Origin of the sequence: Amycolatopsis anabasis, assembly GCF_009765355.1 — a bacterium.
GTDB lineage: Bacteria > Actinomycetota > Actinomycetes > Mycobacteriales > Pseudonocardiaceae > Amycolatopsis > Amycolatopsis anabasis.
In genome coordinates this window covers 29,242-55,174 of record NZ_VTHK01000055.1, presented here as the reverse complement: position 1 = coordinate 55,174, position 25,933 = coordinate 29,242, and the positions used below count along the sequence as shown (strand labels likewise).

Below are 25,933 nucleotides of genomic sequence, written 5' to 3'. Positions count from 1 at the left end.
CTCTGTTTCGACCCGCAAACGACGTGCTTGAACCGCTTCCGTCTCCGAGCCCCTAGCCGCCGCCTTGCCATCTCGCGCAGGCTGGTGCTCTTCCTGCTACCGCAACTGCACGCTCTCAAGATCAAGTACATGGCTGGGAACTCCGAGTTCGACAGGTGGCGGTTGGGTGAGTGAACGGGAAAGCCATAGCCCGAAAGGCGCGGATCTGTTCGAAGACCCGGCTGGAGCGTCTGGCGCGGATCAGCGCGACCTCGACCAACCAGGTCGTAGAACTCGGTCGGCCGCAGCCGGGGCAGCGTGGACGGCCGGGCCGGCGAGATCCAGCTGCGCGAGGTCGACGTCGATGCTGTGGTGTCCGGCGACGAGGTCGACCATGTAGTGCAGCGCGGAGAGCATGCCGAGGCCGAGCAGGTGGCCCGATGAAGGAGATCTACGAGCGCTTGCATTTCGCGCAGGCCAACCGAGTCGGAGACTCGATCTGGGTTTCCGGCCAGGTCGGCGTCGATCCGGCGACCGGAGTGGTGCTGGCGTGGCGGACATGGCGGCGCAGGCCCGCCTGGCCTTCGCAGGAGTCCGGTCCGTGCTCGAAGCGGCCGGCGCGACGGTCGCGGACATCGTCGAACTCACCACGTTCCACACGGACTTGCGTGGCGAGATCGCGGATTTCGTCAAGATCGGGGGCGAGTTCCTGCCGAGCGACTATCCAGCGTGGACGTCGGTCGGCGTGACCCAACTGGCCAGGCCGGAATTCCGCGTGGAGATCCGAGTCGTGGGGGTGGCCGGTGCCGGTACGACCTGAACGCCATCGTTGCCCGGCATAATCCGAAAGGCGCCGAAAATGGAATCCGGCACTGTTCTTATTCCGAGTAGGGCTGGGCGAAGGGGCCCGCTGACCTCGCACCGTCCCTCCGCGGTGCGATCAGCTGTGACATCACGGTGATCGGTGGCGGCTACACGGGCATGTCGACGGCGTTGCGGCTTGCGAAGCGAGGCGTTGACGTCGTTCTGCTGGAAGCGGGCTATTGCGGGTCGGGCGCGAGTCCCGCAATGCCAGCCAGCTGGGCAGCATCCCCGGCGGCGATCCGCAGATCCTCAAGCTGCTGCACCCGCGCCGGTTCGGCGGCATGGTTCTTCTGGCCGAACGCGCTGTGGACTTCGTCGAGAAACAGATCGGCTCCCTCGGCATCGACTGTCACTACGAGGCGACCGGCAATGTCGCGGCCGCCGTGACGGCGGGCCAGCTCAAGATCGCAGAGCGCAAGGCTTCGATCTTCGCCGCCGCGGGCGCGGACGTCGCATTCGCCACCGGGGGCCGGACCTCCCCGCCTGCCTGTCGTTCTTGGGAAGAAAGCGCGAGCCGAGGGGCGGCGTGCTGGATCCGGGCCGGTTAGCGCTCGGCCTGCGCGCCGAGGTGTCCGGGTCTTCGAGAAGACCAGGGTCCGCGCGGTGGAGTCGGGCGGCACCGACCCGGTGGTGTCCACAGCGGACGGGCGGGTGCGAGCGGACCATATCGTGCTGGCTACGAACGCCTACTCGCGCGACCTCGCAATCGCCCCGAAGCGACTGGCGGCCGCGGTGTGGGTCACCATGATCGAAACAGAGCAGGTCCGCGAAGATCGGCTTCGTGCGACCGGGTGGACGAGCCGTTCCGGCATCGCCACTCAGCACCAGGTCTTGGAGAGCTACCGGCTCACCGGCGCAACACGATCGTCGCCGGGGTGCGGCAGCTGCAAGCGCCCAAGGCCCAGCTCGGCACGCGGATCCCGGACGCGTCCGTCGTCGGCGAGATCACGTGTGGCTTCCGGGCCGGATTCCCCGTCCTGGCTGCCGGTCGCGGGCGGGGCGGCACCCGCCGGTCTCTGAGGAGGTCGTGCGCCGTCGGCGGGGGATTCCTGTGTGCAGGGTGGAGGAGGCGCCGGCGATGACCGCGTCGAGCCGGTCCCGGGTGTGGGCGAGGTCTGCGATGTGGCGGTCGAGGTGGTCGCGTTCCATGGCCAGGCGGTGGAGCAGTTCGGGGGTGGCCTTGCCGTCGATGACGCAGGGCGTGAGTTCGGCGATGGTCTTGCTGGACAGGCCGGCCGCGTAGAGCTCACGGATCACCAGGATCCGGTCGACGGCGGCTTCCGTGTAGTGGCGCTGGCCGCTGCTGCTGCGCTCGGAGGCGAGCAGGCCCTGCTCCTCGTAGTACCGCACAGCCCGGGTGGTGACGCCCGTGCGGCGGGCGAGTTCCCCGATGCGCATGGTCGGCTCCCCTTCTTGTGACCTGGGACACGGGCTCTTGCCTTTCACGTCAACGTCAAGTTTTAGCGTAGGCGATGTGCTCAGCACGGGGCGAGTCGTCCAGCGAGATCTCGGACAGGCAGGAATCGAACGAACGGAATGTGCCATGAGTGAGGACGCGGCATCGGCCCGGCGGGTGATCGGCGTGGAGGAGCACGCTTGGACTCCTGAGCTGCGCCGCGCCCTTCTCAAGTGGGGCGGTGATGTGATGGTCATCAGGATGAGCAGCCGGGGAGAGGTGAATCTGCGCCTGCTCGAGGTCGGCGAGGAGCGTCTGTCCCGGATGGATGCCGCTGGCGTGGACATGGAGGTTCTGTCCATCACGGCCCCCGGTACCCAGCCTTTGCCGCCGCAGGTCGCCGTCCCGCTCGCCCGGGAGGCCAACGACATCCTCGCCGACGCGGTGCGCCGCCACCCCGACCGCTTCGCGGCGTTCGCCACGCTGCCCACGTGCGACCCGCAGGCCGCCGCCGCCGAACTTGAGCGCGCTGTCGCCGGCCTCGGACATGTCGGCGCGATGCTCTTCCCGCGGACCGGCGAGAGGTTCCTCGACCACGCCAGCTTCCGTCCCGTGTTCGAAGCGGCCGCCCAGTTGGGCGTGCCGCTGTACATCCACCCGGCCATGCCGCCCGAGAAGCTCATGGACGTCGCCTACAGCGGGTTCGACGAGAAGACGGGCCTGCTGCTGTCCACCGGAGGGTGGGGATGGCATTCCGAAGCCGGTCTGGCAGCGCTGCGCCTCATTCTCGCCGGGACCTTGGACCGGCACCCGGACCTGCAGATCATCCTCGGCCACTGGGGCGAGATGCTCGTGCCCTTCGCCGACCGCGCCGATCTGCTCAGCACCGCTGCCACGCACCTGCAGCGCCGCGTCCTGGATTACATCACCGGCAACCTCGCCGTCACCGCCGGCGGAATCTACAGCCACCGCATGCTGAGCGCGGCCGCGGACGTGCTGGGTCCCGACCGGATCATGTTCGGCGCCGACTCCCCCTTCGGCTCCCCCACCGCCGGGGACGGTGCAGAGAACCCCGGCCCCGGCGGTGGCGACTCCCGTGGCGCGTTCGGCGGGAGGGGAGGTGCCCGCGCCTTCGTCGACAGCGCCCCTCTCGATGAGCGGGGCCGGGACAAGCTCGGCCACCTCAACGCGGAGCGCATCCTCCACCTCACCCGCCCGGCCACCCCAGAAGGGCAGACACCCGCATGATCACATACCCGACGACCGGTCTCACCGGCCCCGCTCCCACCCCGATCGTGTCGGTCAAGCCACTCGTGCTGAGCGCGCCGCAGCGCGGTGCGGACCTGCACGTCCGCGTCACCGCCCCCATCATCGGCACCGACCTGCCCGTCGTGCTGTTCGCCCACGGCTTCGGCTCCGACCTGGACGGCTACGCACCACTGGTCGACCACTGGGCCTCCGGCGGCTTTGTCGTCGTCCAGACCACCCACCTGGACTCCAAGCGGCTCAACCTCGCTGTCGATGACCCCCGCAGGGCCCAGATGTGGCGCTACCGAGTCCAGGACATGCAGCGCATCCTGGACGAACTCGCCACGCTGGAAGCCGCCGTGCCGGGCCTGGCAGGCCGAGTGGACCACCACCGCGTCGTCGCGGCCGGGCACTCCTTCGGCGGCCAGACCGCGGGCATCCTGGTGGGCCACCGCGTCCGGGACCCGCACACCGGGATCGCCGAAGACCTGTCCGACTCACGGGTCATGGCCAGCATCCAGCTGGCCACCGCCGGCAACGGCGGCGACGACCTGACCCCCTTCGCCCACGAAAACTTTCCCTGGCTACGCGACGAGGACTTCTCCCACATCACCGCCCCCGGCCTCGTCGTCGCCGGAGACAAGGACGACCTCCCGCTCACCACCCGAGGCCCGGCCTGGACGACCGACCCCTACACCCTCAGCAGCGGCGCCAAAAGCCTCCTCACCGTCCACAGTGGTGAGCACTTCCTCGGCGGCATCTCCGGTTACCAGGCGGCGGAGACCACCGACGAGGACCCCGACCGCGTCGCACTCGTCCAGCAAGTCACCCTCGCCTACCTACGCCACGTCACCGAAATCGACCACAACGACTGGAACAACGCGCAAACGGTTCTCACTGGCGACCACCCACTGGGACACCTCCAATCCAAATGACCCACGCCACGACCAGGCACGCCTCTTACCGGAGATCAGCCTGGGCGCTGATCCCTGCGCAACAGCTCGACCGCGCCACCCCAGTCGTGGTGGATGCGCTCGGTGAGGGCGAAACCCTGAGCGGCCAGATCGACCGCCGGTTGCAGCACGCTGTCGAAACGCTTGCGGCCGAAGCGTTTCAGCAATTGACCCCAGCCCTCGACAGCCCCGGGCACGGTCACCGAATCGCCCCCCTGGTCACCGCCGTCGAACGGTCCGCGTCGCCACGGGTCGACAGTGGCGTGTTGATGGCGATGGAATCCAGGTGGGGCCCGACAACCCCAGCCCGGATATCGCCTGGGGTGTGGTCCTCGCCTCCTGAATGACGGGGATGCGCCCGCCGACCACACCTCGCGCGACCAGCGCCCCGGAACTTCACCGGGCAGCACCTGGGCGAGTTCACTGTCGCGACGCGACGGGTCATGACGCGCACCGGGCGCGGTGGAAGGAGATCAGCCGCCAGGAGCCGCATGGGTGACCTGACCGTGGTCAGCCGCGCTCGGCGATCATCATCTCTGCCGCGCGCTCGCCGATCACCACGGACGGGGCCATCGTGTTGGCGACCGTCACGTGGGGAAGCACCGAGGCGTCGGCGACGCGGAGACCGTTGATGCCGTGCACCGCGAGCCGGGCGTCCACAACGGAGTCCTCGTCTCGCCCCATCTTGGCGGTGCCGCTCTGGTGCCAGTAGGTCTCGACGGAGTTTCTCAGAAAGTCCTCGAGCACGTCCGTCGCGGAGGACACGGGGGACGCCTCCCGCTTGGCGAATGGTCGGAGTGCGGCGGAGTTGCCGATCTCGCGGGCCATGGCGACGGCGGAGAGAGCCGATCGCACGTCGTCGGGGTCAGTGAGGAAGTGCGTCTCGATGCGCGGCTTCGCCAGCGGATCCGCGCTCGCCAAGCGGACCCGGCCACGGCTGCCGCTGCGCGGGCGCATGGCGGGCATCAGGGTGAAACACCGGGCCGGCGGCGGGTACTGGGCGGCGCTTTCGGCGGAGACGGACGGTGCGGGCGAGAGGTACATGACGAACTCCGGTGCCCCCGGCCGCGTGTCGTCGGTCCAGAAACAGACGACCTGGCTGCGTGTGGGCACCGGCATCGGCACGTCCTTGGCCTCCCACACACAGGGCAGGCGCATGTGATCGTCGAGGTTGCGGCCGACGCCCCGCAGGTGCTGGACCACCGGGACGCCGACGGACCGCAGTTCGGCCTCGTCCCCGATCCCGGATCGCATGAGCACGGCCGGGGTACCGATCGCGCCCAGCGACAGCACCACCTCCGTCGACGCGTGAACGCGCAACGGCCTGCCGTCGCGGATGATCTCGACACCGCAGGCCCGAGTCGCGGAGAGCAGGACGCGGGACACCGTCGTATGCGGGAGGACCGTCAGATTCGGCTGCCCCATACGGCCGGCGACATAGCAGCGAAAGGGGCTCTGCCGCGTTCCCGCGTGGATGTTCTCGTCCCGCACGGCGCAGCCGGTGTCCTTCTCCATCAGCGCGCCGTTCGGGCTGTCGAAACGGGGAATCCCCGCGGCCTCGGCGCCGTCGAGGAAGGCGGTGAACAGCGGGTGCACGTCCTGCGCCGACCGGATCCGCATCGGCCCTCCGACGCCCCGGCGTGCGGGGTCGGGTGCGCCCTGCCAATCTTCGATGCTGCGGTAGTGCTCCAGCACGTGCGCGTAGTCCCATGCGGGATCGCCTGCGTGCCCGGCAAAGGAATCCCAGTCGCTTCGGTGCCCGCGAGCCCATACCCCGGCGTTGATGGCGCCTCCCCCGCCCAGGCCGCGGCCCATCGCGTAACCGAGTCGGCGCCCGTTCAGCTGCGGGTTCGGCTCCGTGACGTAGTCCCAGGCCCGCTCGCTGCCGAGGTTGGCCGGCCACAGGTCGGGATCATGCACGCGAGCATCATCATCACCGCCGCCACTCTCGACGAGCAGTACCGTGACGGCCGGATCAGCCGCAAGCCTGCCGGCGAGCACGGAGCCGGCTGAACCGGCACCGCATACGATGTAATCGAAGGTCACGCCGTCCTCGATGTGATAGGCGGGGCCACGCTGGGGCGAGAACGCGCCGACCGTGGCGCCGTCCTCGCCGGGACCGGTACTCATCCCCAACACCTCCTTGCCAACAACATCATGATCACTCCAAGACTAGGCGGACCGGGCTCTGGCGGAGCAGGCGTTTCCCGCGAGGACAGGCGCAAGCGCGCGAACGGGCAATGGTTGCGAGACAACGTGATCGTGGACCACGACTGGGACAAACTCGGTGGTTCGCGGAGGACGACGAGTTTTCTCAGATCGCCTGCACACGTTCCGGGAACTCGCGGCCCGTCTTGACCATCTCGGCGTAGCCGGCCCTGTCGGTGCCGTACCGTCCAGCCGGCACCATTCGACCCTGTTCGTCGATGATGTCGATCGTGGCGGTGCGTTCATGCGGGTCCATTCCGACAATGACCGGCACCACGGTGTCCTCCCTGCCTCCGAGGTGAAATTACGAGCAAGGGGGGCACCGCTACTTCGAGCCGCGCAGCCCCCTTTCCAGCCACTCCTCGCGCGATACCCGACGAGACGCAAGCCATGTGAGAGCCACGCCCATGCCGACGGCGGGCAGCCGATGTAGGGGAGCGACTCGCCGAGCACCTCGACCAGAGCCTGGCCTGACCCCAGCCCCACCACCAGTCTCAAGTAAGCCGATGAGCGGATGTCCTGCTGTACCGCTCGGTATGCGCCGAAGCGTCGGCTCGATCACTGCCTGCGAGCTGGTCGCCGACCTTTCCTTCTGGCCGGCGTCTGACCGGAATCACCGCACCGGGGGCCACCGCCGGTTGCGCGCCTCGATCGCTTCCCAGGTCGCCGGGATAATCCGGTCCCGCGCCTCGGGAACACCTTCCTGGGCTCGGCGCACCCGCGGTCGCATCGTCTGCTCGTAGCGGCCGAACGCCTGGTCGAGGTCTCCGTCGCAGCTAGCCCATTCGGCGGCGAGGACGTCGGCGCCGATCATGGCCAGCGGCGTTCCCTGGCCGGAGAAGAACGACGGCGCGAATGCCGCGTCGCCGAGCAGCACCACCCGTCCGCGCGACCACCGGTCCAGATGCACCTGGCTGGCCGAGTCGAGGTAGAAGTCCTCGGATTGCTTGAGCGCGTCCAGTAGCTCGGCGACCTTCCAGCCCCGCACGCAGGAGTACGCGTCGAACACGAGCTGCCGTTGCTGCTCGATGTCGTGGTAGTCGTACGCGACTTCCGGGGACAGGAACGTGAAACCCCCCATCGTCCGCTGTGCGTAGTCGCTGATCAGGACCGACCGGCCGGGCACGCTGTAGAGGTAGGACTCCCCGTCGGCACCGAGCTCGGCCGGGAGGGAGAGAATGCCGTAATACACGCCGAGGTGCCGCCGGTACCGTTCCTCCGGCCCGAAGACGAGGCGCCGGGTGGCGGAGTGGATCCCGTCCGCTCCCACCAGTAGTTCATAGCGGCCGGCGCGGCCGCTGGCGAATCCGACCTCCACCGCGTCGCCGGTGTCGGCCACCTCCTGGATGGAGTCTCCGTACACGAAGGTCACGTCCGGGCCGATCGACCCGTGCAGGATGTCGATCAGGTCGCTGCGGAAGATCTCCAGGTCGTCCGGGCTGTCCTGGGGAAGCTCGGTGGGCAGTGCGCCGACCTTCTCGCCGATCTCGTCCACGATGTGCGCGAAAGCGCTCCTCTGAGCGGAGCCGGTCTCGTGTCCGACGAGCGTGTCCCGGATGCCCATGTCGGCTGCCACGTCGAGCGCCGCGCCGCGTACGTCGATCGGTGCTCCGCTGCGGCGCAGCCCCGGCGCCCGCTCCACCACGGTGACCTCGGCGCCCCGGGCGCTGAACCGCTGCGCGGCGGCCAGGCCCGCGACGCTGGCTCCGCTGATCAGGATGGACATGATGGTCACTCCCTCGTTAGATTGCATGCAATAATCTTCATTATGCATGACATTAACCGTGTGGTCGACTGTCCATGCTGTGACGGAGTCCGGGCACGGCCGATACTCGAGTGGTGACCGACGGGAGGGCGGCAGTGGCGAACACCGGCAGCACACCGCAGAGCGTGCAGATCGTCGAAGACCTGACGACGTCACTGGCGGATCGGATCGCGGCCGGCGAGTTCCCGCTCGGCACCTGGATGCGCCAGGCGAAGGTGGCGCAGGACTATGGCGTGAGCCGGACCCCGGCGAGCCTGGCACTGAGCAGGCTTGAGGCGATAGGCGTCCTGGAACGGGTGCCCAACCGCGGGTTCCGGGTCCGCTACCCGTCGCCCCGGGAGATCTTGGAAGTCTTCGAGGTACGCGCGGCGCTGGAGGGTCACGCCGCCTACCTCGCGGCGAGCCGGATCACCGAGGCGCAACTCCAGCAGCTCCGGGAACAGGTCGCCGGTCTCCGCCGGGTCGTGGAGATGCTCAGGGACGGCGGAGACCCCGAGGCCGTCAGCGCGCCGTGGCAGCAATCACACAACGCCTTCCACCAGACGATCTTCGAAGCCGCAGACAACAGCCAGCTCCACGAAGCGGCCAACGCGTTGTACCGCAAACTGCCGCGCAAGGTCTCCTGGCTAGCGCTGCGGGGCGATCCGAGGTCGCTCACGCAACACGCCGACGAGCTCGAGCGCATCACCATGGCCGTCGAAACGCGCGACGGGGCGAAAGCTCGGAAGCTGACCATCGCGCACATCGAGGCGGCACGCGAGCTCATCGTCACCCACCTGCCGATTCCGGACTGACCCTCCGAACCGTCACCGCCCGACCCTGGAGATCGCGCGGACCGTCGAAGCCCGGGCCTGGCCCCTTGTCCGCCACCTCCACGTCTACCGGTTGGAGTCGGCCCAGGACGGCACCACTGTCCCGTCGTCTACGACTGGTCCCGGCGTGGCCGGGCACCCACTTCGATAGCAGCCGAACATCCCCTCGTGCCGTATACCGCGCGTTCGCGACCGCGGCACTCGCCAATGGATAGTGCGATAACCTGTTCCACTTCTGCGCTGCTGTCGGCGGGCCCCGTGACCGGCAAGGCGGGGTCTGTCGATGTCAAGGTGGCGGGTGTCGGCCCGCCAGCCGAGGAAACCGAGCAGGCGGGTGACGTGTTCAACCGCGGTCACCGAGCGGTGCCGCCCGCACGCGCAGCCGAACTGGACGACCACCCGCCGGTCAGGGTCGCGCCACCGGAGCAGGTTGACCGTGAACGTGAGCACGTCACCCAGCAGGGGGCAGCGCACCGGGCGGGCGAGCACGCGCTGGACGATCTTGGCCGGCGGTGGCTCCGGCAGATCCGGCGCCCCACTGGACGGCGAACCCGATCGAGTGATTCAGGGGGATGCCGCGTCGTGAAATCGCTTCACGTGCCGGGGGGCGGGATTACGGTGCCCCCGTGATCTCGACGGCGTGGACGGTGCATTACCTTCCGGGCGAATTGCCACGTCCCGCTGCGCCGTTGCCGTTCGCCGTGGACCTCCCTCGCGATTGGGACGGCTGGCTGGTCGAGTGCGGGGTGCCGCCCCGGACGCCATTTCTGCTCTCCCCGCAATGTGAGTACGACGTCGAACTGAATGAGTTCTTCCGCTCGCCGGGGATGCTGGACGCCGCATGGAACACGCAGGCGGGTTATGCGCGGGATCTGTGCGCGTTCCTCACGTTTCTGTGGACCGCGCGTGAGCGGACCACGTGGCGGGAGGCGACCGAGTCCGACCATCTCGCCTACGCGCACTGGCGGCGCCGGGATCCGGACGGGCCGAGGATTGACCACGCCACCTGGGACCGGGAAGTCGCCGCCCAGAACCGGTTCTTCGCCTGGCAGGTCACGATAGGCATGCTGCGGGCGAACCCGGTCCCGCAACGCGAACGGCGTGCCTCGCCGACGGAAGCTGGATGTCGTGCTCGGCGCGCGGTCGCTGGGGTCACGCCGGCGACTTACAGCCACGGCGCGGACAGGGAGAAGATCGAGTGTCTGCCGCCCGCCTCGTATCGGCTGTGGCGGGATGTCGGAATGCGGGGCTTTACCCCGCAGGGTTTGCCGAGCCCGCGGTTCCGGGGCCGCTGGTCCGCCCGCAATGCGACCTTCTGTGACTTGATGGTCCGTACCGGGATGCGGCTGGCCGAGCAGTCCGCGCTCACGGTGTTCGAGGTGCCCCTGGCCTGCGAACTGGGTGGCTACCAGCGGTTCTGGCTGCCTCCGGCGATCGCCAAGGGCGGCTCGAGCCGGTGGATCTATGCACCGGCGTCGGTCGTCGCGGACCTGGTCGCCTACGCCGAGATCGATCGCACCGCCGTGATCGCCCAGGCCCGCGACCGTGGAGACTATCGACGGTGGCGTCGGCCCCTGGTAGTCGAGGACCCTGCCCGCCCGGTCGCGCGCACGGTGCGCGGGCACCGGATCAAGGTGTCCCAACTCGATGTCGATCAGCGGCTCCGGTTGCTGGTGGACGGACCCGACGGCCTGGCACCGGGGGTGTTCTGGGTGTCGGAGTACGGTACGCCGATCACGAGATCCACGTGGAAGGACTTGTTCCGTACCGCCAATCTCCGCTGCCGCGCCCAGGGCGTGCCGTTGTGGGTGCATGCCCATCTCCTCCGGCACGCCTACGCTGTGGTCACGCTCGAGCAGTTGCAGCGCGGCCATATCGCCGCCCTGGCCACTATGGACGGACGGCAGCGCGATCACTACGTCCGTGTCTTCGGCGATCCGCTGGACTGGTTGCGGCGGCGGCTCGGGCACGCCTCCGTCGTCACGACTCAGGTGTACCTGCATGCCTTGGCGGAGTTGGAGATGGAAACCCGGATGGCGTTGGTCCCCGACAGCTGGGAAGACCCTCGCCCCCTCGTCTCGGACGCCGCCAGTGAGGACGTCACCGCGCCGATCGGCCCTGCGGCATGAGCCCCCGAGGACGGTACGCGGACCGGCGTGTCCGCGGCCGTGCCCCGTGGCAGCTATGCACCGCCGACGTCGGTGGAGGACACGGAGGCCGGGCTCCGGGTGGAGGTCCGTGGTGAGGACGGTCGGCAGCGGGTGTTTCGGGTCGATCTGCTCCCGCTGCCGGGCTGGCATCGGCCGTTGGCTGCCGCGCTGGCCGAGCGCACCAGCCCTGCGGGTGGGCTGCGGACGGCGGTATCCGCCAAGGCCGGGTGGGCATCCGCAGCTCGGTTCGTGCGGTTCTTGGACACCCTGCCCCGGCCTCCCGCTGGCCCTGCCGCACTGACGTGCGCGCATGTCGAGGCGTTCCAGCGGTTCCGTGCCGCCACGGCTGGCGAGCGCTACGCGGGCAGAGAGATGCGTGAGGTCGGCAAGCTCCTGAAATCCGCCGCGCTGCGCGACCTGGTGCCCGACGCGGTGCTCGAGGTCGCCGACCGCCGGGTCGTCAACACGCAGCCGACCCCCAAACCGGGGTACTCCGAGGACGAGTTTGCTCGACTGGTTGCGGCGGCGCGGGCCGACGTGGCGAACCTCCGCGACCGGATCCAGGCCGGGGAGACACTGGTCGGCCGCTACCGCACCGCGCCGGGCACGCTGGAGCCCGAGCAGCGCGAGCACGCCGCTGTGCTGGCGCGGATGGCCTCCACCGGTGCGGTGCCCCCGCTGGAGGGGCTGCTCGGGGTCCGCTTGGCCCGGCGTCGCGAACTCGCGGGCGAGCTGTTTCTCACGGTGCCCGATCTGGCGCCGCTGCTGGTGTTGCTCGTCGTCGTGACCGGCCGCAACGTCGAGACGATCAAGGAACTACCCGTCGAGCACCGGGTGCTGGAAGGCCGCGCGGTGGAGCTGCGCCTCGTCAAACGCCGGCGCGGCCAGAAACGTTGGTTCGACACCGTGACCTGGGAAACCGGACGTCCCGGTCGCGAGCTGCACACGCCCGGCGGGCTCTACCTGCTCGTTCACGAGCTCGCCCGGCGCAGCCGTAGGTTCAGCCGGGCTCGGTTGCTGTGGTCGGTCTGGCGCAATGGCCACCGCGCCCACCGCCAGGGCCCGGGCGAGCATCACGCGCTGTTCGACAAAACCCTGGAGGAGAAGCTGTATGCCAGCGAGTGGGCGCACGCTCGAGGTCTGACCGCGGACCAGCCCGGCCCCGAATCCCGCGACGACGCCACCAGCAACCCCGAATCGTCGCAACCGCTGCGGGTGGACTTCAACCGGCTCAAGACCAGTGTCGACGTGCGCCGCACCAAGCACCTGGGCGGGCACCTGCCCTCGGCCGCGCGCACCAACAGCATCCCGGTGCTGTTCCGCAACTATCTGCGCGGCGATCCCACCGTGGTGGAGTGGGCGCACGACATCGTCGGCGAAGCGGTGGCCGATGCGGAACAGTCCGCGTTGGCCGCCCATCACCGCGCGTTGGAGGCGGCCGGGGGCCGCGTGCAGGTCGTGTCCGGTCCCGCCGACGCCGAGCACCTCAGGCGGGCCGGGCTGGACCCCAGCACCGCACGGCAGGCCGCCCGCGGGCCAAAGGACACTGCCTGGTCCGCGTGCATCGACCACGACCATCACCCCGCGACCGGCAAGCCCTGCCGCGAGTCGTTCCTCGACTGTTTCCATTGCGGCAATTGCGTGATCACCCGTGACCATCTCCCCCGGCTGCTCGGCTTGCTCGATGCCTTCGCCGCGCGCCGGGACCAGGTGTCCGAGACCGAGTGGTGGGCCCGCTACGGCATGGCCTGGGCCGCGATCCGCCATGACGTGCTGGGCAAGTTCAGCCCCGCCGAGATCGAGCAGGCGACCACGGTGAAGACCACCGATGCCCTGCTCGATCTCGTGGAAAACCCCTGGGAACACCCATGACGACCAGCGCCCGGGCTCGCGCCACCGCGCGGCATCCGCTCGACCACAAGTACGTGCTGCGTGCCCGGCCTTTACGCCCCGGTGTCGCCCTGGCCGACACCGCCCGCTTCCGGGACGACCGCTGGCCTCTGCGCGCGGCGTTCCTGCAGCAGTCGCACCGGGCGTTGACGTTGAACTTCACCGCCATCCCCACTTGCCACCGGCCTGCGGCCAAGGAACTGTGCTACGCCATGCTCTCCGGTCCGCTCCCGCCCGGAGAACCCCGCCCGGCGCTGCCCACCATCCACGCTGTCCTCGGCGCGCTCGCGCCGTTTCTGACCTGGCTGGACACCCGCGCACGTCAACCAGGCCGGCCATCGCGCCTCGCCCTGACGGACCTGGTCGGTGCTGACCTGCAGGCCTACCAACGCCACCTCCTCAGCGCCGTGCCCGGTCGCGCCACCCGCGACCTCCGTCGCGGAGCCGTCCGCTACCTCTGGCGTTACCGCAACGCCATCACCAGCGACCGGCTGCTGTTCGACCCCACGCACGTCGACGGGTGGCTCGAACGACGGGCCCGCCGATCGACGGAGAACGCCACGGACCGGATTCCCGAATCCGTGCACGGCCCGCTGCTGGCCTGGGCCGTGCGGTTCATCGACGACTTCGCCGAGGACATCCTCGCGGCCGACCAGCAATGGTGCGCCTTGCGCGACCCCGCACGACGCCGCCCCGTCGGCCGACGCCCCGGCAGCGGCCCAGGGGTTCGAGACCAGTTGCGTACCCTGCTCGACGATCACCTCGCCCAGAAGCGGCCGCTGCCCGGCTATCGAGGCAGGCCAAACCTGTGGTTCCTCGCCGCCACGCTCGGCTGCGCCACCAGCACGCTTGTCCGCTTCAAAGCCGACATCGCGTCGGTCGCGGCCATTGTCGGCGTCAGTGACAGCGCCTACTTCGACCGCGCAATCACCGGCCAGCTCGACAACAAGCCCTGGGTCGAAGGCATCGTCACCGACCACACATTCCATAATGGACTTGCCACGCTCGCCCGGATGCTGCACGTTTCCTGCTACATCGCGGTCGCGTTCCTCTCCGGAATGCGAGACACCGAGGTCAAACATCTCCGCCGCGGGTGCCTCACTGTCCGGCGGGACAGCAACGGCCGAGCCTATCGATGGACAGTCACCAGTCTGGCTTTCAAAGGCGAGCAGGGTCCCCACGGTGTCAACGCAACCTGGGTCATCGGTGCCCCTGCTGCCCGGGCCATCCAAGTCCTGCAACGACTGCAGCCCGCGCACGTCAACCTTCTGTTCACCCCACTCAGCCAAGCACCTGGCCCCGGGGGCAAGAAAGCCACCGACGACACCAGCTCCGCCCTCGGCTACGGAAGCACCAACGCACACCTCAACGAGTTCATCACCTGGATCAACAACCACTGCGCCACACACGGCCGCAGCGATAGCATTCCCCTCGTTAACAACCACGTGTGGAAGCTATCGACACGGCAATTCCGTCGCACGCTCGCGTGGTTCATTGCCCGCCGACCCGGCGGAGTCATCGCCGGCGCCATTGCCTACCGGCACTTGAGTATTCAAATGTTTGAAGGCTACGCCGGAACCTCGGAATCCGGATTCCGGGCGGAAGTCGAATCCGAACAAGCCCTCGCCCGAGGCGAACACCTGCTCGCGATGATAGACGCCCACGAACACAACAACCTCGCGGGCCCCGCCGCGGACGACGCAGCCCACCGCCTGGAGGAATTCGGTGCGCATGCCCGATTCCACGGGAAAGTGATCACTGACCAGCGCCGCTTGCAACGGCTGATGAACCGTGACGACCCCGCGATCTATCCGGACAAGTACATCACCTGCGTGCACAAGCACGCCACCGCCCTGTGCTTGCAACGCCGCGACAGCCGCGGCGAACTACGCCCTGACCTCGGTGCCTGCCTCCCCTTAGCCTGCCGCAACGTCGCCCTCAGCCCCGACAACCTCGCCGCCTGGCGCACCGAGCTCGACCACATCGACACCGAACTCACCGCCCGACCACTGCTGCCCCCGTTGCTGCGCCACCAACTCCAGACACGCCGTCACGACATCGTCACCTTCCTCGACCGCCACACCGCCGAACACTCATGAACCGCGCCACCGACATTCCCACCCCCGAACAAGCTCGCCGCGCCCGAGACAAAGTCCTCGCCAACGCAGCCAGTACCGGCCGCCGCCCGAGCGTGCTCGAGGTCGCCCGCGCCCTCGGTCTGCCCAACACCACATTCCGCCGCCAATTCCCCGACATCGCCCGCGAGATCGGCGAAGCCCGCCGCGCGCCCCACACTGTAAGCTCGACCTCCCCTGCCGCCACTGACCACGCCCGGCTTGTCGCACGTAACGCCAAGCTCCGGCGCGAAAACCACCAACTCCGGCAAAACCTCAACCTGGCCGTCGCCAACATCCAGCGCCTCACACTCACCGTCCACAAACTACGAGCCGAACTCGAGGCCGCCAATAGCGTCAGCAGGATCCAGCCACGCACACAGTTCACTAAGAACTAGATCCGCACGCGCCCTCCAGATCGCCTGGAGCGCGTCTCGCGCGGGGCGGCGCCGCGCACCCTAGCCCAGCCCGGTGGCCACTGGCCACAGCGCGCCCCTGCCCACGAGGCCACCGGGCCGGGCTTGTTCGGGCGCGCCCGCCACCGCCGCAGACGCGCTCCCACGGAGCGTCCCACCTCATCCTCCAGGAATCGGAGGAAATCGCCATGTCCGCTGTCAAACGCATCCACCATCCTCACGCAAACTGCACGACACCACACGGGACGAACCGAACGGACCACAACCTCCCAGATTGGGAATTGGCCTCACCTTCAGGGTTCCGGTCAACGGTCACTCCGAAACCCCATCCACAAGTTGATCGAAGACGATGACCTGTATGGGTTTCTGCACGACTCGGCCGCCTTGATCGGTGCTCCTCTTGTGCGTGTCGCGGATGGGCGCACGCCGTGGGAGGTCTTCGAGGACAAGCGCCTGCTGGGCAACAGCCGGCTTGCGCCGTGCTCCCATGCCCTCAAGATCGTGCCGTGCCGTCGCTGGTTGGCCGCGCACGCCAACCCGGCGAATACCGTGTTGTATATCGGGATCGACAGCAGCAAGCGTGATCGTAATCGCGCGCCGGGCATCCAACATGGTTGGCGGCGCTGGCGAGTCGAGTTCCCGCTGCTGGACGAACCAGAATTGTCCAAAGCCGACATGCTTGCCGAGGCCCGGTCGCTCGGCTTGACCCCACCTCTGGCCTACGATCTGGGGTACGACCATGCCAACTGCGGACAACTCTGCGTGCGGGGCGGCAAGAAACACTGGTTACGCACATTGCGCTTCTTCCCGGACCGCTTCGCCGACTACGAGGCACGCGAACAGCGGTTCCGCGACCGCTCGGGCAAGAACGTTGCCATCCTGACCGAACGCCGCGCAGGCGAGACCATCCCACTTCCGTTGGCCGAGCTCCGCCGCGTCTACGAGTCCTCTCTCTGAACGTGGTGCCACGCCGCTGACGTGCCCGTCGCACGGTCGGGCTCCGCCTCCGGCTGCCCGCCCGGCGCACTACGTGTCCACACGCGACAGTGCTCGCCGTGCAGCGGGCATCCAGATACCCAACGGAGTTTCCGACCGGGTACGTGCGACTCCGATCGGCATCAGCAACGCGGCGACAGCCGCTACCCGTGTTGATCAGGAGCACGAGCGCGCAGGTGATCACACGCTCCCCGTGCCCTGCCCGCCCGAGGACCTCGCTCTGCCACCCCGGGGTCCAGGTGAATGCCCGGCCCTGTCGTTTCGATGTATGGAAGGTTTCTCTCTTGCTGGAATCAACCCTGGTTCTTCCTCTCCTCGCGGTGTTCGATCCCGCGGTGAGCCAGCCTGATACGACTCAATCACACGAACGCATGCTGTACGGACGCACCAACGCCTACCTCCGCCGCGCCCACGAGCTGGCCGACTTCTACGCATCGGGCGCGCGCGGCGGCCCGACCGGTCCCGACTCCCGCGATGTCGCCGCGCGGCGCATGATGATGTGGGCGTCCACCGCGGGCCGTGAGGCTCGCGAGCTACTGACGTTGGCACAGGTTCCCGCTTCGTCGGCGGACTCGCCAATCATTGAGGCCGCGTTGACCGCCGTCCTCATCTGGCGCCAGGCCGAACCCGGCGGCGACCCCAACGCGACTGCTCCGGCGGCGAGCGTGCTGGACCGTGCCCGAGGTGCCGCGCGGTGGGTCGCTGCGGCTCGGCTGTCGGGCACGGTCACCTTCGACGTCGTCGGGCGGCTGCTGACCGATGCTGCACCCCCTGGTTGGGTTCTCGAATCGCCGGCCCGGCTCTCTGTGCCCGACGGTGCCCGGTTGGGGATGAAGTACGTCTATGCCCGTGATAGCACCGACGGTGTGACCGACTGCCTGGCGATCGCCGGTGTGGACGGCCAACCTGCCGAGTTCCACCTGTCTCGGGTGGATCGCGGCTCCGGCGCGGTGCTCCAGGAGCCGACCGCGATGAGTTGGTCAGCACTGTGTGCCTACTTGGCCTGGGCGCACGTCGAGGTCCACGGCGAGGCTCCCGCGGAAGGTCCCGACGCACCGAGCGCGGCGGTCCCCCTTGAGTACCTGCCCGATGACCGGGCGTGCGAGCTGGCGACAACCCCGGTTCAGGGTGGCTTGTTCACCACGGCGTGCCGCGTGCACGACTGCGACAGCGAGTGCAACTACTCCTCCGAAGACGAAGCTGAGCAGCGGTTTCGCTGCGATCGTGGCCAGCGGTGGCGGTTCATCGTGCATCACCGTGACGATTGCCCGCCTCCCATCATGGTCGGGCTGTCCGGGCTGTATGAGGAGGTCAGCACTTCCGTGCAGAACACGGCGATCCGGCCTGACTCCGGCGACATTCTGGTGCTGTGGCGCTATCTGCTGGATGGCACCTGCGAGCGCCTCCGGTTGCGCGTCTCCGCGGCGGGCAGCGATCGCTTGCGTGTCGTCGTCGAGTCCGCCGACGACAGGGCGCCGATGGAGTACCTGAGCGCCACCGTGCACCTCCACTGAACCCCCGTCGCGCTGCCCGCCCAGCCAGTCTCGCCGTCGACCACGGTGTGCCCGTGCACCGCCGTGCCCACCCCAGGGGACGCTGCCTCGGCGTGGTCCACGACGTGGCGTCGTCAACCAGTCCCGCTGCGCCCTCCCACACGTCCGGATCGCGCAGCCCGCTCCCCGCATCCAGAAAGGACCGTGCCCCTATGCCTTGTGAACACGTGCTCGGTGTGACCGCCGACCCCGTCGATGACACGCTCCATCTGGCCTACCCGCAACGGGATAGCCGCGGTAGTCGGGAAACCGTCTGCCAGACCGGCTCGTACCTCGCCGTCGAGCACGGCGTCGCCAGCCCGGGTTACGACGGGCTCCTGGCCGCGCTGGAGCACGCTGACCCGGGTCGGTCCCTGCTGTGTCAGCGGTGCTTCCCATCGTGGATCATCGGCTCGTATCGCCGTCGCTGGAATGTCCGCCACGCCGACCCCGACACCATCCCGACGCGCAGCAGCCCGTTCGGTCTGCACCGGTGCCGGTGCGCGTAACGCCGCGATGACCATGATCGGCCCTGGACGCCGGACATCACGACGTGCCGGATCTGCGGCGGGTTCTGGTGCCACCGGTGCACGCCGGTACCGTCGGCGCGCTGTCCGTTCGAGTACGACCACCCTCACTCCCGCGCCGTGGAGGCGCGGCCGACCCAGTTCACGACCGATCCGAACACCACACGTGTCCCGGATGGAGTCGCGGCCCGGGTCACCAGCGTCTCAGTGTTCTCCCCAGACGACGACCTCGGTGAGGCGTTCGTCGTCCGCGTCGGCGGCGATCCGGCCCAGTACGCCCCGGTGGCCGAACTCGCCGCGGGACTCACCGCCCACGCGCTGCGCTGGCCGAGTGCCGACCTGGTGGAGCACTCGCAGGTGGACGACCGTCTCGCCGCGTTCGTGTTCGAACGTTCCTCCCCGGGTGTCCCCCACACCGACAGCCGTTACGCCACCCTGGTCCGCACCAGCGCCGCGAACCTGCGCGAGACCCGCAGCCGCACCGGCACTCTTGGCCGTCTATTGGGCGAGATCGCCGAGAACGCCGACCGCGGCGAGGCGCTCGCCACCCACCACGGTGTCCGTCGCCTGCTCCACGCCGTGCACAAGATCAGCGCGCTCACCGAGCACGCCGTGGAAAACGAATACTTCGAACACGGCGCCCGCGCTTCCCGCGCTCCGCTTCCAGGGCTGTGGGAGATCGACTCCTTCCACGCCGACGTGGCCGCTCAGATACGGGCGCTCGACGGGCACCCCGAGCAGGACCAGGACTGATCATGGTTGCCGTGTCGCCGCGATGCCCGTGCGGCCGTCGGCGGCGGTGCTGGGCGCCCAGCAGCCGCCCTCGCCGCCGATGACGCTCCGCGATCAAGACCAGGGCCGGTATGTCGTCCGCATCGACTACACCACCACCTGCGCGCACATCATCCGCACCGACGACCACACCGGTGAGGAAGTCGTCGCCGCCTACGGCCCTGGCGCTGTCCGACACACCCTCGCCACGTTCCTCGCGCCCGATGGGTGGGAACTGGTCCCCGGCGGCCACTGGGTGATCAGCCCGTCGGCCGACGGACGTGACCACCCTGTCCGCTACCGGCCCTCAAGGCAGGCAAGTCCGACCATGACCGATCACCTTCCCCACGCAACAGAGGATTCCGATGACGGTTTCGCCGACTACCTCGCGGGCCTCCGTGCACTTCTGTCCGATGTAGACAGCAGACTCCGCAGCGGCGTGGATCACGTCGGCCGCCTCACCGAATCCATCGACGACCTTTGCGGGTACGACGCCGGGGTCGACGGGGAACTGACCCGCGCTGAAGTCACCGACCTCAAACGGCATCTCGCCACCGCCGTCGCCGAGATCCGCGCGGCGTACCGCATCACCACGCTCACCTTGATCACTCTCGACCGCGCCCACACCGCCGCCCCATCAGGCACCGAGTAGCCGCCCACGCCCCCGGCCACGGCCTAAGCGCAGTCGCCGAACAGGACCTCGCCTCTCACCGACCGCAGCGTCCGCGCCCGCGCGGCATGCTGCCGGAGCCAGTATCTGCCGCGGACATGCCGCGTTTCCCGTGTCCTCTCACCAGGAAGTGCCGTCATGAACTCCAACCCCACTGCCGAGCTGTCCGCACAGCCCGGCGAGGTGTACGTCTGCCTCGACTCGCCTGATTTCCCTGCGTGTCCCGCCACCATCGAGCGTCGCTTGTGGAACGGCTCCCGTCGGCCGTGGTTTCGTCGCCCAGTGACCGAAGCCTTGGTCTCGTGGCTGAATCGGCAGCATGCCGCAGCGCCCGAGGAGTGGCCCTTTACCGCCGTGTTCGACCACGATGCCTTGATCGTGTTCGACCGTGGGGTACCCGAATCCCCACTGCATCCCGACCACCGTGGCCGGTACGACCTCGGCGCCGGCTGGTGGGTCTGGGATCTCCACCAGCCCGATGCAGATCCTGCTGTGCCGCCCCTGCTGGGCATCGTTGGCCCGCCGCACTCTGACACCGAGGTGCCTGTGGTCCTGGGCCGCGAGACCTTCTCCGGGACCGCGCCCACGTTCCCAGCGTTGCTCGCCTCTGGTTTCGACCACCAGGGCCACGTCATCCCGCGGTTCCGCCGTGAGGTTGCGGAACAAGCGATCGAGTGGTGGAACGCCGTCGTGTTCAACGACCACGCCGATTGGCATCGGCTGCGCTTCGAGGACGACATGCTCGTCCAGGTCTATCTCCTCCCCGACGGCGCGCCCGTCCCGACCGGTCTCCGCATCGCCCCCGATACCGATGGCCGCTACCCGCTCCCGGGACGTCTGTGCCACCTCGCATAGCCACTCATTCGGCTCGCCACCAGCGGCATCTCGCACCAACGGCCGACTGGTGTCACGCCGCCCAAGCGCCCGCCAAGCCTGCCCACCTGCTAAGGAATGGAGCCCTTTCGTGAGCCCGACTCGTGTCCCGTGTTCCGGCCCCGAGATCGGCGAGATGTGGTTGCACCTGCCCTCCGGGGGTGCCGGTATCCACGGCTTCGTCCCCGATTCTGACGGTGGCCCGGTGACCGGGGGCGTCGTGCGCGAACACGTCCCGGTGAGCCAGGGCGGCAGTATCCGCCTGTTCCACGGCCTCGACCCGCACGAATTCGATCCCCAACCCGGCCCCATCATCGACCTGCGGCTGTCCCCGCGCCGATTCGATCGCTACGGGTTCAACTGGGCACAGCGCGCCACCACTGATGTCCAGGCCGAAGCCGAGCGCCGCGGCTGGCGCACTATCACCCGCGCCCACGCGGTGCGCGTGCTCACCGAGCTCGGCTACCACGTCCATCCCCGCCGCGACGCCAACGGCCGCCCCTTCTTCCATGACGTGATCTACCGTGATCAGGCGGACGATCTCACCTGGCACGTGCGCGAAAGCCTCGACGGTACCCGGTTCACCTGGGAACGCTGCGTCTTCGTGCTGCGCGATCGCAGCTCCACCTCCCGCCGTTCTGTATCCCGCTGAACCAAGACCCTGAGGTTCCAGCACGCTCAGACACCCCGCGCCGGCACCATCCCGAGTGCCCGGGCGGCCCGCCCATCGTGACCCATCACGCGATTCTTCCGGCCGGCGTGTCCGAGTGCGCCACGACAATGCCGGTGGGCTGCAGGAGGTCGCCCGCTCGGAAGGATTCCGCATGAGCCCGTCCCTCGATCGGCTGCTCGACCGATGCGCCAGCCACGGCGGGCGCGTTCTGTCTCCCGACGAGCGCCGCCGTGTGCATGCCTTGGACCGCGCGCCCAGTACCGCGACCTGGAGTGTCGCCTTCACCATCCTGCTCGCCTCCGAGGGGGCGCGGCGCACGCTCTGGCAAGCGGTGGGTGCGATCGATCGCCGCTGTCCTCTGCCCGACCCGACGGTCCCCGCGCGGCACCTGATCGATGCTCGCCGGTGGCGCGGATACTTCCCGTCCCGCCTCACGCTTCGTATCGCGCTCCGGGACGCGTCGGCGAATCTGGCCATCTCGGCCACCGCACGCCCGCTCGGTTCGTAGCCGAGTCGCCGACGCCACCGGAATCCGAGTCGGTCCCGCCTCGTCGACCCGCTAACTCCCCGGTCCCCCACACGCTGCCCGAGAGAAAGGCAGACCGCCGTGAGTGATGAAGAAGCCCGCGTGAGCGAATACGTCCATGCGTGGGCGTGCGCCGAGCGCTCCATTCCCGATGGTGTGGCCCGCACCATCGCCGCCTGGTGGCAGGCGCCGTCCAACCCCGGCTTGACCATGTTGGCAAGCACCGGGACGATCACTGTGGAACGTGCGGTCGGCGAGATCCTCGCCGCACTCCCAGACGCCACCCCCGCCCAGCAGCTGCCGTTGCGTGCGCTGGCCGCCTACGTTCTCCGCCATGGCGATCGTGGTCCCAAACGCGGATGGTCGCGCGTGTGGGCCGACCGTCTCCCTTCCCCCGCACCAGCCTCGTCCGCGGTCGAGGTGATCGAGTGGTTCCACCCGAGCAAGGGGCGTAAAGCCACCGCCTTCGTCAACGGCGAGCCCGCCGAACTGGAGCTCACCGTGGTCGATCCGGAAGACGCCGACACGATCGACGAATGGCGCCGCCAAGCGCAGGACGCGCGGCACGGTGCCACGCCGGCCGCGGCAGCGACGATCCAGGAAGTCTTCGACAGTTACCTCGACGCCGGATACTTCAGCTCCGCTGACCAGGTGCCCTAACCACGCCCATCTGCCCGCCCCAAGCCATCGCATCCACGCATTCACCAACCAGCGGCGCTGCTCCTGCCCGTGATCGATCCTGTTCTCCGTCGCCTGCATATCTTCGGTCCGTGAACCGCGTGTTCGCGCGTCGTCGTTTGTTTCCTACAACAGCTCTTATTCAGGTCCGTCGCGGAACGAACACCATGAAACAACCTGCCGCAGCCTGCCGATGACCACCCCTGCGCGTTATTGACTTGAGAATTATTTCTCTATCAAACACCATCCTGACTTTATCCTCATCTCCAGGAAATGTATGCCCTCTTCCACCCTCATGCCAACACTGGGCGAGTGTATCGATTTCTTTCTCGGGTTCTCCGACCCTGCAGCCCTGGAGGACGAAACACTTCCCGCGTTGATGATCACCTATCCACGGATGGTCCGCCGCAAGACCTAGCCCCGGTGCGCCGTTCCTAAATGGTTCCTCGACTCCGGGGCATACAAAATGATTGCACGCCACGGGAAGTGGAACATCACCACCGAAGCCTACGTGGACTTGTGCTCACGTTACTACGAGGAAATCGGCGGGTTACACTGGATCGCACCTCTTAACTGGCCCTGCGAGCCCGACGCCCGTTCCGCCAGTGGCCTCTCCGTCGATGAACATCAACGGCTCACCCTCGACAGCTTGATCGAGATGCGTCAGCGCGCCCCTTGGCTGCCAACGGTTCCGATCCTCCAAGGTTGGCGACGACAAGACTATATTCGACATCTTCACATGCACGAAGCAGCCGGTATCGACCTTTCCCGAGAGCCTCTGGCGGGCTTGGGGTCAGTGTGTTCCCGGCAAAACACGATCTCTATCTATCTTCTCGTTCATGAACTCGCGCGGGACTACGGATTGAGACTGCACGCGTTTGGGTTATCCATTCGTGCACTGTTGACACTGGCGAGGGTGTTAACGTCATCCGATACTCATTCCTGGTCCGTGGCGGCTCGTTATGAGCCTCCTGTTCCCGGGCATACGCACGACCGGTGTAATTCCTGTCCGGAGTTTGCCGCGTCCTGGGCTGCCGAGCTTCTGAGCCGCCGCATCACCCCGTAACCACGCTCGCCCACGCAGCGACCAACAGCGCGCCGTCGTCTATGTTCGTCGCCGCCGGATTCCGCGACCGTGCGCGGGGCCACCACCGATCCTACTTGACCTCGGCGGCCCGGCCAGTCCGGTGTGTCCTGAAACCTGGATTGTCCCGTCTGACGGTTGACACCCGTCGTCGAACGCAGCTTGTCCCCGTGCGTGCAGATGCGGCTCGGCGATCATCAGCGGGCCCGGTTGGTGTCCCAGACGAATCTGGTTGCTGCTGCACTCAATCAGTTCCACCCAGCCGCATCTGCCCCAAAAGTCTATGTCAACGGATTAGGGCGAACGACACCGATGTGGTCCCGTCCTGTGTGTTCTGACCGTCGCATCGTCTGGCTCCGCGCATGTCCGGGTGAGCGCCGCGCCGACGATAGCCCGGCCACACCGGGCCCGGGCGCCCACACCGACGCGGGTGATCCGGCCGCCTGCCCCGCGGATCCGGCGAGCTTGGCCATGCCGGATCACGCCGGTCGGGTGAGCGCGGCCCGGCGCGGCCGGGCTGGGGCGTCCGCGCGCTCCCCCGGGTACGCGCGGACGCCGTCTCGCGTCCGGGGCGAGGCGCTGTTCGAGTGAAGGAGTGTGGTGTCGATGTCAGATAGTGATGTGGTGCGGCATGCTCGGGCGTATCTGCTGCGGGCAGCGCCGCCGCCTGCCCCCGCCATGGTCAGGTTCGTCGCCGAGCACGGGCCAGTGGTTGCCGCTGAACGAGTCCAGGCCCGGCAGTGCCCTCTGGCGGTGCTCGAGGAGATCGCGTTCGAGGTGCCGGATTCTCAGGTCGACCGGGATCTTGCTGAGGCCGACCGCCTCGGTGCCCGCCTCGTCATCCCGGAGGACGTCCACGAATGGCCCATCGCTGCGATCAACTCGCTCGCCGCGGCCTCGGCTGGCGGGATCCGTCGCTTCGCCCCGCCGATGGGGTTGTGGGTCCGCGGGCCGCATCGTCTCGTCGACCTGACCCGCCAGGCCATCGCCATGGTCGGCACGCGCACTCCGACCCACTACGGACGCACGTTGGGTAGCGAGGTCGCCTACCAGCTCGCCAAGCGAGGTGTCCGGGTGTGGTCGGGTGCCGCCCTCGGTATCGATGGCGCGTGCCATACGGGCGCGCTGTCGGCTGGCGAGCCGACCGTGGCGGTGTTGCCCTGCGGCATCGGCAGGCCCTATCCCGCCGCTCACGCCGATCTGCTCGCCCGCATCGCCGAGGAGGGCCTGCTCGTCAGTGAGTACGCGCCGAGCAGCCTGCCCTCCAGGCCCACTTTCTTGTCTCGGAATCGCCTTCTCGCTGGGCTTTGCGAAGCCACCGTGGTCGTCGAGGCTCTGCTCCGCAGCGGATCCCTGAGCACAGCGACAACCGCGGCCCGGCTCGACAAGACCCTCATGGCCATCCCCGGTCCTGTGACGTCTCACTACAGCGATGGTTGCCACATGCTGATCCGCAACGGTGACGCCGTTCTGGTGTCCTCTGCTGACGAGATCCTGACCACGCTGAAGTCCCCGCCACCGTGGCGCCGCGGCCCCGAGCATCGGGTGCCCTAGCTCGCACCGCACGGAGCGGGACCGCCGCCGTGCCCACCTCAACCATTCCCCGACCCGGACACCGGTGTCCTCTCAGGCCGGCGTGCACCGCCCGGCGGTGACGACCACGCCGCGGCCGGCGAGGTCAATGCCTCCGATGCTTGGTCTCGGGGCTGAATTTCTAGTTCTGCGGTTGCTCATGGCTGTGGCCTGTCTGACCGGTCGTGGGCGCTTGCCGACTCTAGCCCGGCTCGGCGGTTGCGACCGAGGCGCGG

General features: G+C 68.3%; 27 protein-coding genes and 2 pseudogenes. 23 read left to right on the top strand and 6 right to left on the bottom strand.

The window, feature by feature from the left end; translation table 11 throughout:
- The first annotated feature begins 297 nt into the window (after window positions 1–297).
- From FXO23_RS52390 to FXO23_RS52795, 5 genes and pseudogenes are all read left to right on the top strand, one after another.
- Window positions 298–423: a hypothetical protein gene (locus tag FXO23_RS52390; protein WP_281356716.1), complete on the top strand. Its 126-nt coding sequence runs from the start codon at window positions 298–300 to the stop codon at window positions 421–423.
- 115 nt (window positions 424–538) lie between these two features.
- Entirely contained in the window at window positions 539–799 is a 261-nt protein-coding gene (locus FXO23_RS41355; protein ID WP_246258332.1) for a Rid family hydrolase, read from the top strand.
- Between the two features lie 137 nt (window positions 800–936).
- Window positions 937–1,008, top strand: a pseudogene (locus FXO23_RS52800) (FAD-dependent oxidoreductase); the annotation flags it as partial.
- 14 nt (window positions 1,009–1,022) lie between these two features.
- The gene (locus FXO23_RS51955) at window positions 1,023–1,391 is read left to right on the top strand and encodes a hypothetical protein (protein ID WP_246258333.1); all 369 of its coding nucleotides are present in this window, start codon (window positions 1,023–1,025) and stop codon (window positions 1,389–1,391) included.
- Window positions 1,327–1,863, top strand: coding sequence for an FAD-dependent oxidoreductase (locus FXO23_RS52795; RefSeq protein WP_425484954.1), 537 nt, complete (start codon window positions 1,327–1,329; stop codon window positions 1,861–1,863). The genes FXO23_RS51955 and FXO23_RS52795 overlap by 65 nt, the downstream gene beginning before the upstream one ends.
- Here FXO23_RS52795 and FXO23_RS41345 read toward each other — a convergent pair.
- Complete coding sequence (locus tag FXO23_RS41345; RefSeq protein ID WP_158892747.1) at window positions 1,789–2,241, bottom strand: MerR family transcriptional regulator; 453 nt, start codon at window positions 2,239–2,241, stop codon at window positions 1,789–1,791. The genes FXO23_RS52795 and FXO23_RS41345 overlap by 75 nt on opposite strands.
- A 145-nt stretch (window positions 2,242–2,386) precedes the next feature.
- Here FXO23_RS41345 and FXO23_RS41340 point away from each other — a divergent pair, with 145 nt between their 5' ends.
- Window positions 2,387–3,487: an amidohydrolase family protein gene (locus tag FXO23_RS41340; protein WP_158892745.1), complete on the top strand. Its 1,101-nt coding sequence runs from the start codon at window positions 2,387–2,389 to the stop codon at window positions 3,485–3,487.
- Window positions 3,484–4,422 (top strand): alpha/beta hydrolase family protein, encoded by a 939-nt coding sequence (locus FXO23_RS41335; protein ID WP_158892743.1) that lies wholly within the window; start codon window positions 3,484–3,486, stop codon window positions 4,420–4,422. Before FXO23_RS41340 ends, FXO23_RS41335 begins: the two co-directional genes overlap by 4 nt.
- Before the next feature lie 35 nt (window positions 4,423–4,457).
- Here FXO23_RS41335 and FXO23_RS52385 read toward each other — a convergent pair whose 3' ends face one another.
- The 4 genes from FXO23_RS52385 to FXO23_RS41315 all read right to left on the bottom strand — a co-directional run bounded on the left by FXO23_RS52385 (window position 4,458) and on the right by FXO23_RS41315 (window position 8,374).
- Complete coding sequence (locus tag FXO23_RS52385) at window positions 4,458–4,811, bottom strand: gamma-glutamyltransferase (RefSeq protein WP_281356717.1); 354 nt, start codon at window positions 4,809–4,811, stop codon at window positions 4,458–4,460.
- 139 nt (window positions 4,812–4,950) lie between these two features.
- Entirely contained in the window at window positions 4,951–6,570 is a 1,620-nt protein-coding gene (locus FXO23_RS41325; protein ID WP_158892739.1) for a GMC family oxidoreductase, read from the bottom strand.
- A 184-nt stretch (window positions 6,571–6,754) separates the two neighbouring features.
- Window positions 6,755–6,925 carry a hypothetical protein gene (locus FXO23_RS41320; protein ID WP_158892737.1) on the bottom strand — a complete coding sequence of 57 codons (171 nt, stop codon included), beginning with the start codon at window positions 6,923–6,925 and terminating at the stop codon, window positions 6,755–6,757.
- Between the two features lie 336 nt (window positions 6,926–7,261).
- Window positions 7,262–8,374, bottom strand: coding sequence for an FAD-dependent monooxygenase (locus FXO23_RS41315; RefSeq protein ID WP_158892735.1), 1,113 nt, complete (start codon window positions 8,372–8,374; stop codon window positions 7,262–7,264).
- A 113-nt stretch (window positions 8,375–8,487) separates the two neighbouring features.
- On the opposite strand from FXO23_RS41315, the gene FXO23_RS41310 reads away from it, so the two are divergent.
- Window positions 8,488–9,207, top strand: a complete 720-nt coding sequence (locus FXO23_RS41310) for a GntR family transcriptional regulator (protein WP_158892733.1) — start codon at window positions 8,488–8,490, stop codon at window positions 9,205–9,207.
- A gap of 84 nt (window positions 9,208–9,291) precedes the next feature.
- Here FXO23_RS41310 and FXO23_RS52790 read toward each other — a convergent pair whose 3' ends face one another.
- On the bottom strand, window positions 9,292–9,675 hold the full coding sequence (locus FXO23_RS52790; RefSeq protein WP_425484953.1) for a RapZ C-terminal domain-containing protein: 384 nt from the start codon (window positions 9,673–9,675) through the stop codon (window positions 9,292–9,294).
- 176 nt (window positions 9,676–9,851) lie between these two features.
- Here FXO23_RS52790 and FXO23_RS41305 point away from each other — a divergent pair, with 176 nt between their 5' ends.
- The 15 genes and pseudogenes from FXO23_RS41305 (at window position 9,852) to dprA (ending at window position 25,679) form a co-directional block, all read left to right on the top strand.
- Window positions 9,852–11,354, top strand: coding sequence for a site-specific integrase (locus FXO23_RS41305; protein WP_218952313.1), 1,503 nt, complete (start codon window positions 9,852–9,854; stop codon window positions 11,352–11,354).
- A gap of 27 nt (window positions 11,355–11,381) precedes the next feature.
- Window positions 11,382–13,247, top strand: coding sequence for a hypothetical protein (locus FXO23_RS41300; protein ID WP_218952312.1), 1,866 nt, complete (start codon window positions 11,382–11,384; stop codon window positions 13,245–13,247).
- The gene (locus FXO23_RS41295; RefSeq protein WP_158892727.1) at window positions 13,244–15,364 is read left to right on the top strand and encodes a hypothetical protein; all 2,121 of its coding nucleotides are present in this window, start codon (window positions 13,244–13,246) and stop codon (window positions 15,362–15,364) included. The genes FXO23_RS41300 and FXO23_RS41295 overlap by 4 nt, the downstream gene beginning before the upstream one ends.
- Entirely contained in the window at window positions 15,361–15,777 is a 417-nt protein-coding gene (locus FXO23_RS41290; RefSeq protein ID WP_158892725.1) for a hypothetical protein, read from the top strand. Before FXO23_RS41295 ends, FXO23_RS41290 begins: the two co-directional genes overlap by 4 nt.
- 354 nt (window positions 15,778–16,131) lie before the next feature.
- Window positions 16,132–16,752 (top strand): hypothetical protein, encoded by a 621-nt coding sequence (locus tag FXO23_RS41285; protein WP_158892723.1) that lies wholly within the window; start codon window positions 16,132–16,134, stop codon window positions 16,750–16,752.
- 323 nt (window positions 16,753–17,075) lie between these two features.
- The gene (locus tag FXO23_RS41280) at window positions 17,076–18,305 is read left to right on the top strand and encodes a hypothetical protein (RefSeq protein ID WP_158892721.1); all 1,230 of its coding nucleotides are present in this window, start codon (window positions 17,076–17,078) and stop codon (window positions 18,303–18,305) included.
- Window positions 18,306–18,520: 215 nt separating this feature from the next.
- The gene (locus FXO23_RS41275; RefSeq protein WP_158892719.1) at window positions 18,521–18,832 is read left to right on the top strand and encodes a hypothetical protein; all 312 of its coding nucleotides are present in this window, start codon (window positions 18,521–18,523) and stop codon (window positions 18,830–18,832) included.
- A gap of 225 nt (window positions 18,833–19,057) precedes the next feature.
- The gene (locus tag FXO23_RS41270) at window positions 19,058–19,603 is read left to right on the top strand and encodes a hypothetical protein (RefSeq protein ID WP_158892718.1); all 546 of its coding nucleotides are present in this window, start codon (window positions 19,058–19,060) and stop codon (window positions 19,601–19,603) included.
- A gap of 22 nt (window positions 19,604–19,625) precedes the next feature.
- Entirely contained in the window at window positions 19,626–20,273 is a 648-nt protein-coding gene (locus FXO23_RS41265) for a hypothetical protein (protein WP_158892716.1), read from the top strand.
- Window positions 20,274–20,429: 156 nt separating this feature from the next.
- A complete protein-coding gene (locus tag FXO23_RS41260; RefSeq protein ID WP_158892714.1) occupies window positions 20,430–21,146 on the top strand; it encodes a hypothetical protein in 717 nt (238 codons plus the stop codon).
- 109 nt (window positions 21,147–21,255) lie between these two features.
- Window positions 21,256–21,816 (top strand): hypothetical protein, encoded by a 561-nt coding sequence (locus FXO23_RS41255; protein ID WP_158892712.1) that lies wholly within the window; start codon window positions 21,256–21,258, stop codon window positions 21,814–21,816.
- A 172-nt stretch (window positions 21,817–21,988) separates the two neighbouring features.
- Complete coding sequence (locus FXO23_RS41250; protein WP_158892710.1) at window positions 21,989–22,345, top strand: hypothetical protein; 357 nt, start codon at window positions 21,989–21,991, stop codon at window positions 22,343–22,345.
- 120 nt (window positions 22,346–22,465) lie between these two features.
- Window positions 22,466–23,023 (top strand): hypothetical protein, encoded by a 558-nt coding sequence (locus FXO23_RS41245; protein ID WP_158892708.1) that lies wholly within the window; start codon window positions 22,466–22,468, stop codon window positions 23,021–23,023.
- A gap of 457 nt (window positions 23,024–23,480) precedes the next feature.
- Window positions 23,481–24,107 (top strand): annotated as a pseudogene (locus tag FXO23_RS52785) (deazapurine DNA modification protein DpdA family protein); the annotation flags it as partial.
- A gap of 771 nt (window positions 24,108–24,878) precedes the next feature.
- A complete protein-coding gene (gene dprA, locus FXO23_RS41240; protein ID WP_158892706.1) occupies window positions 24,879–25,679 on the top strand; it encodes a DNA-processing protein DprA in 801 nt (266 codons plus the stop codon).
- Window positions 25,680–25,933 lie beyond the last annotated feature (254 nt).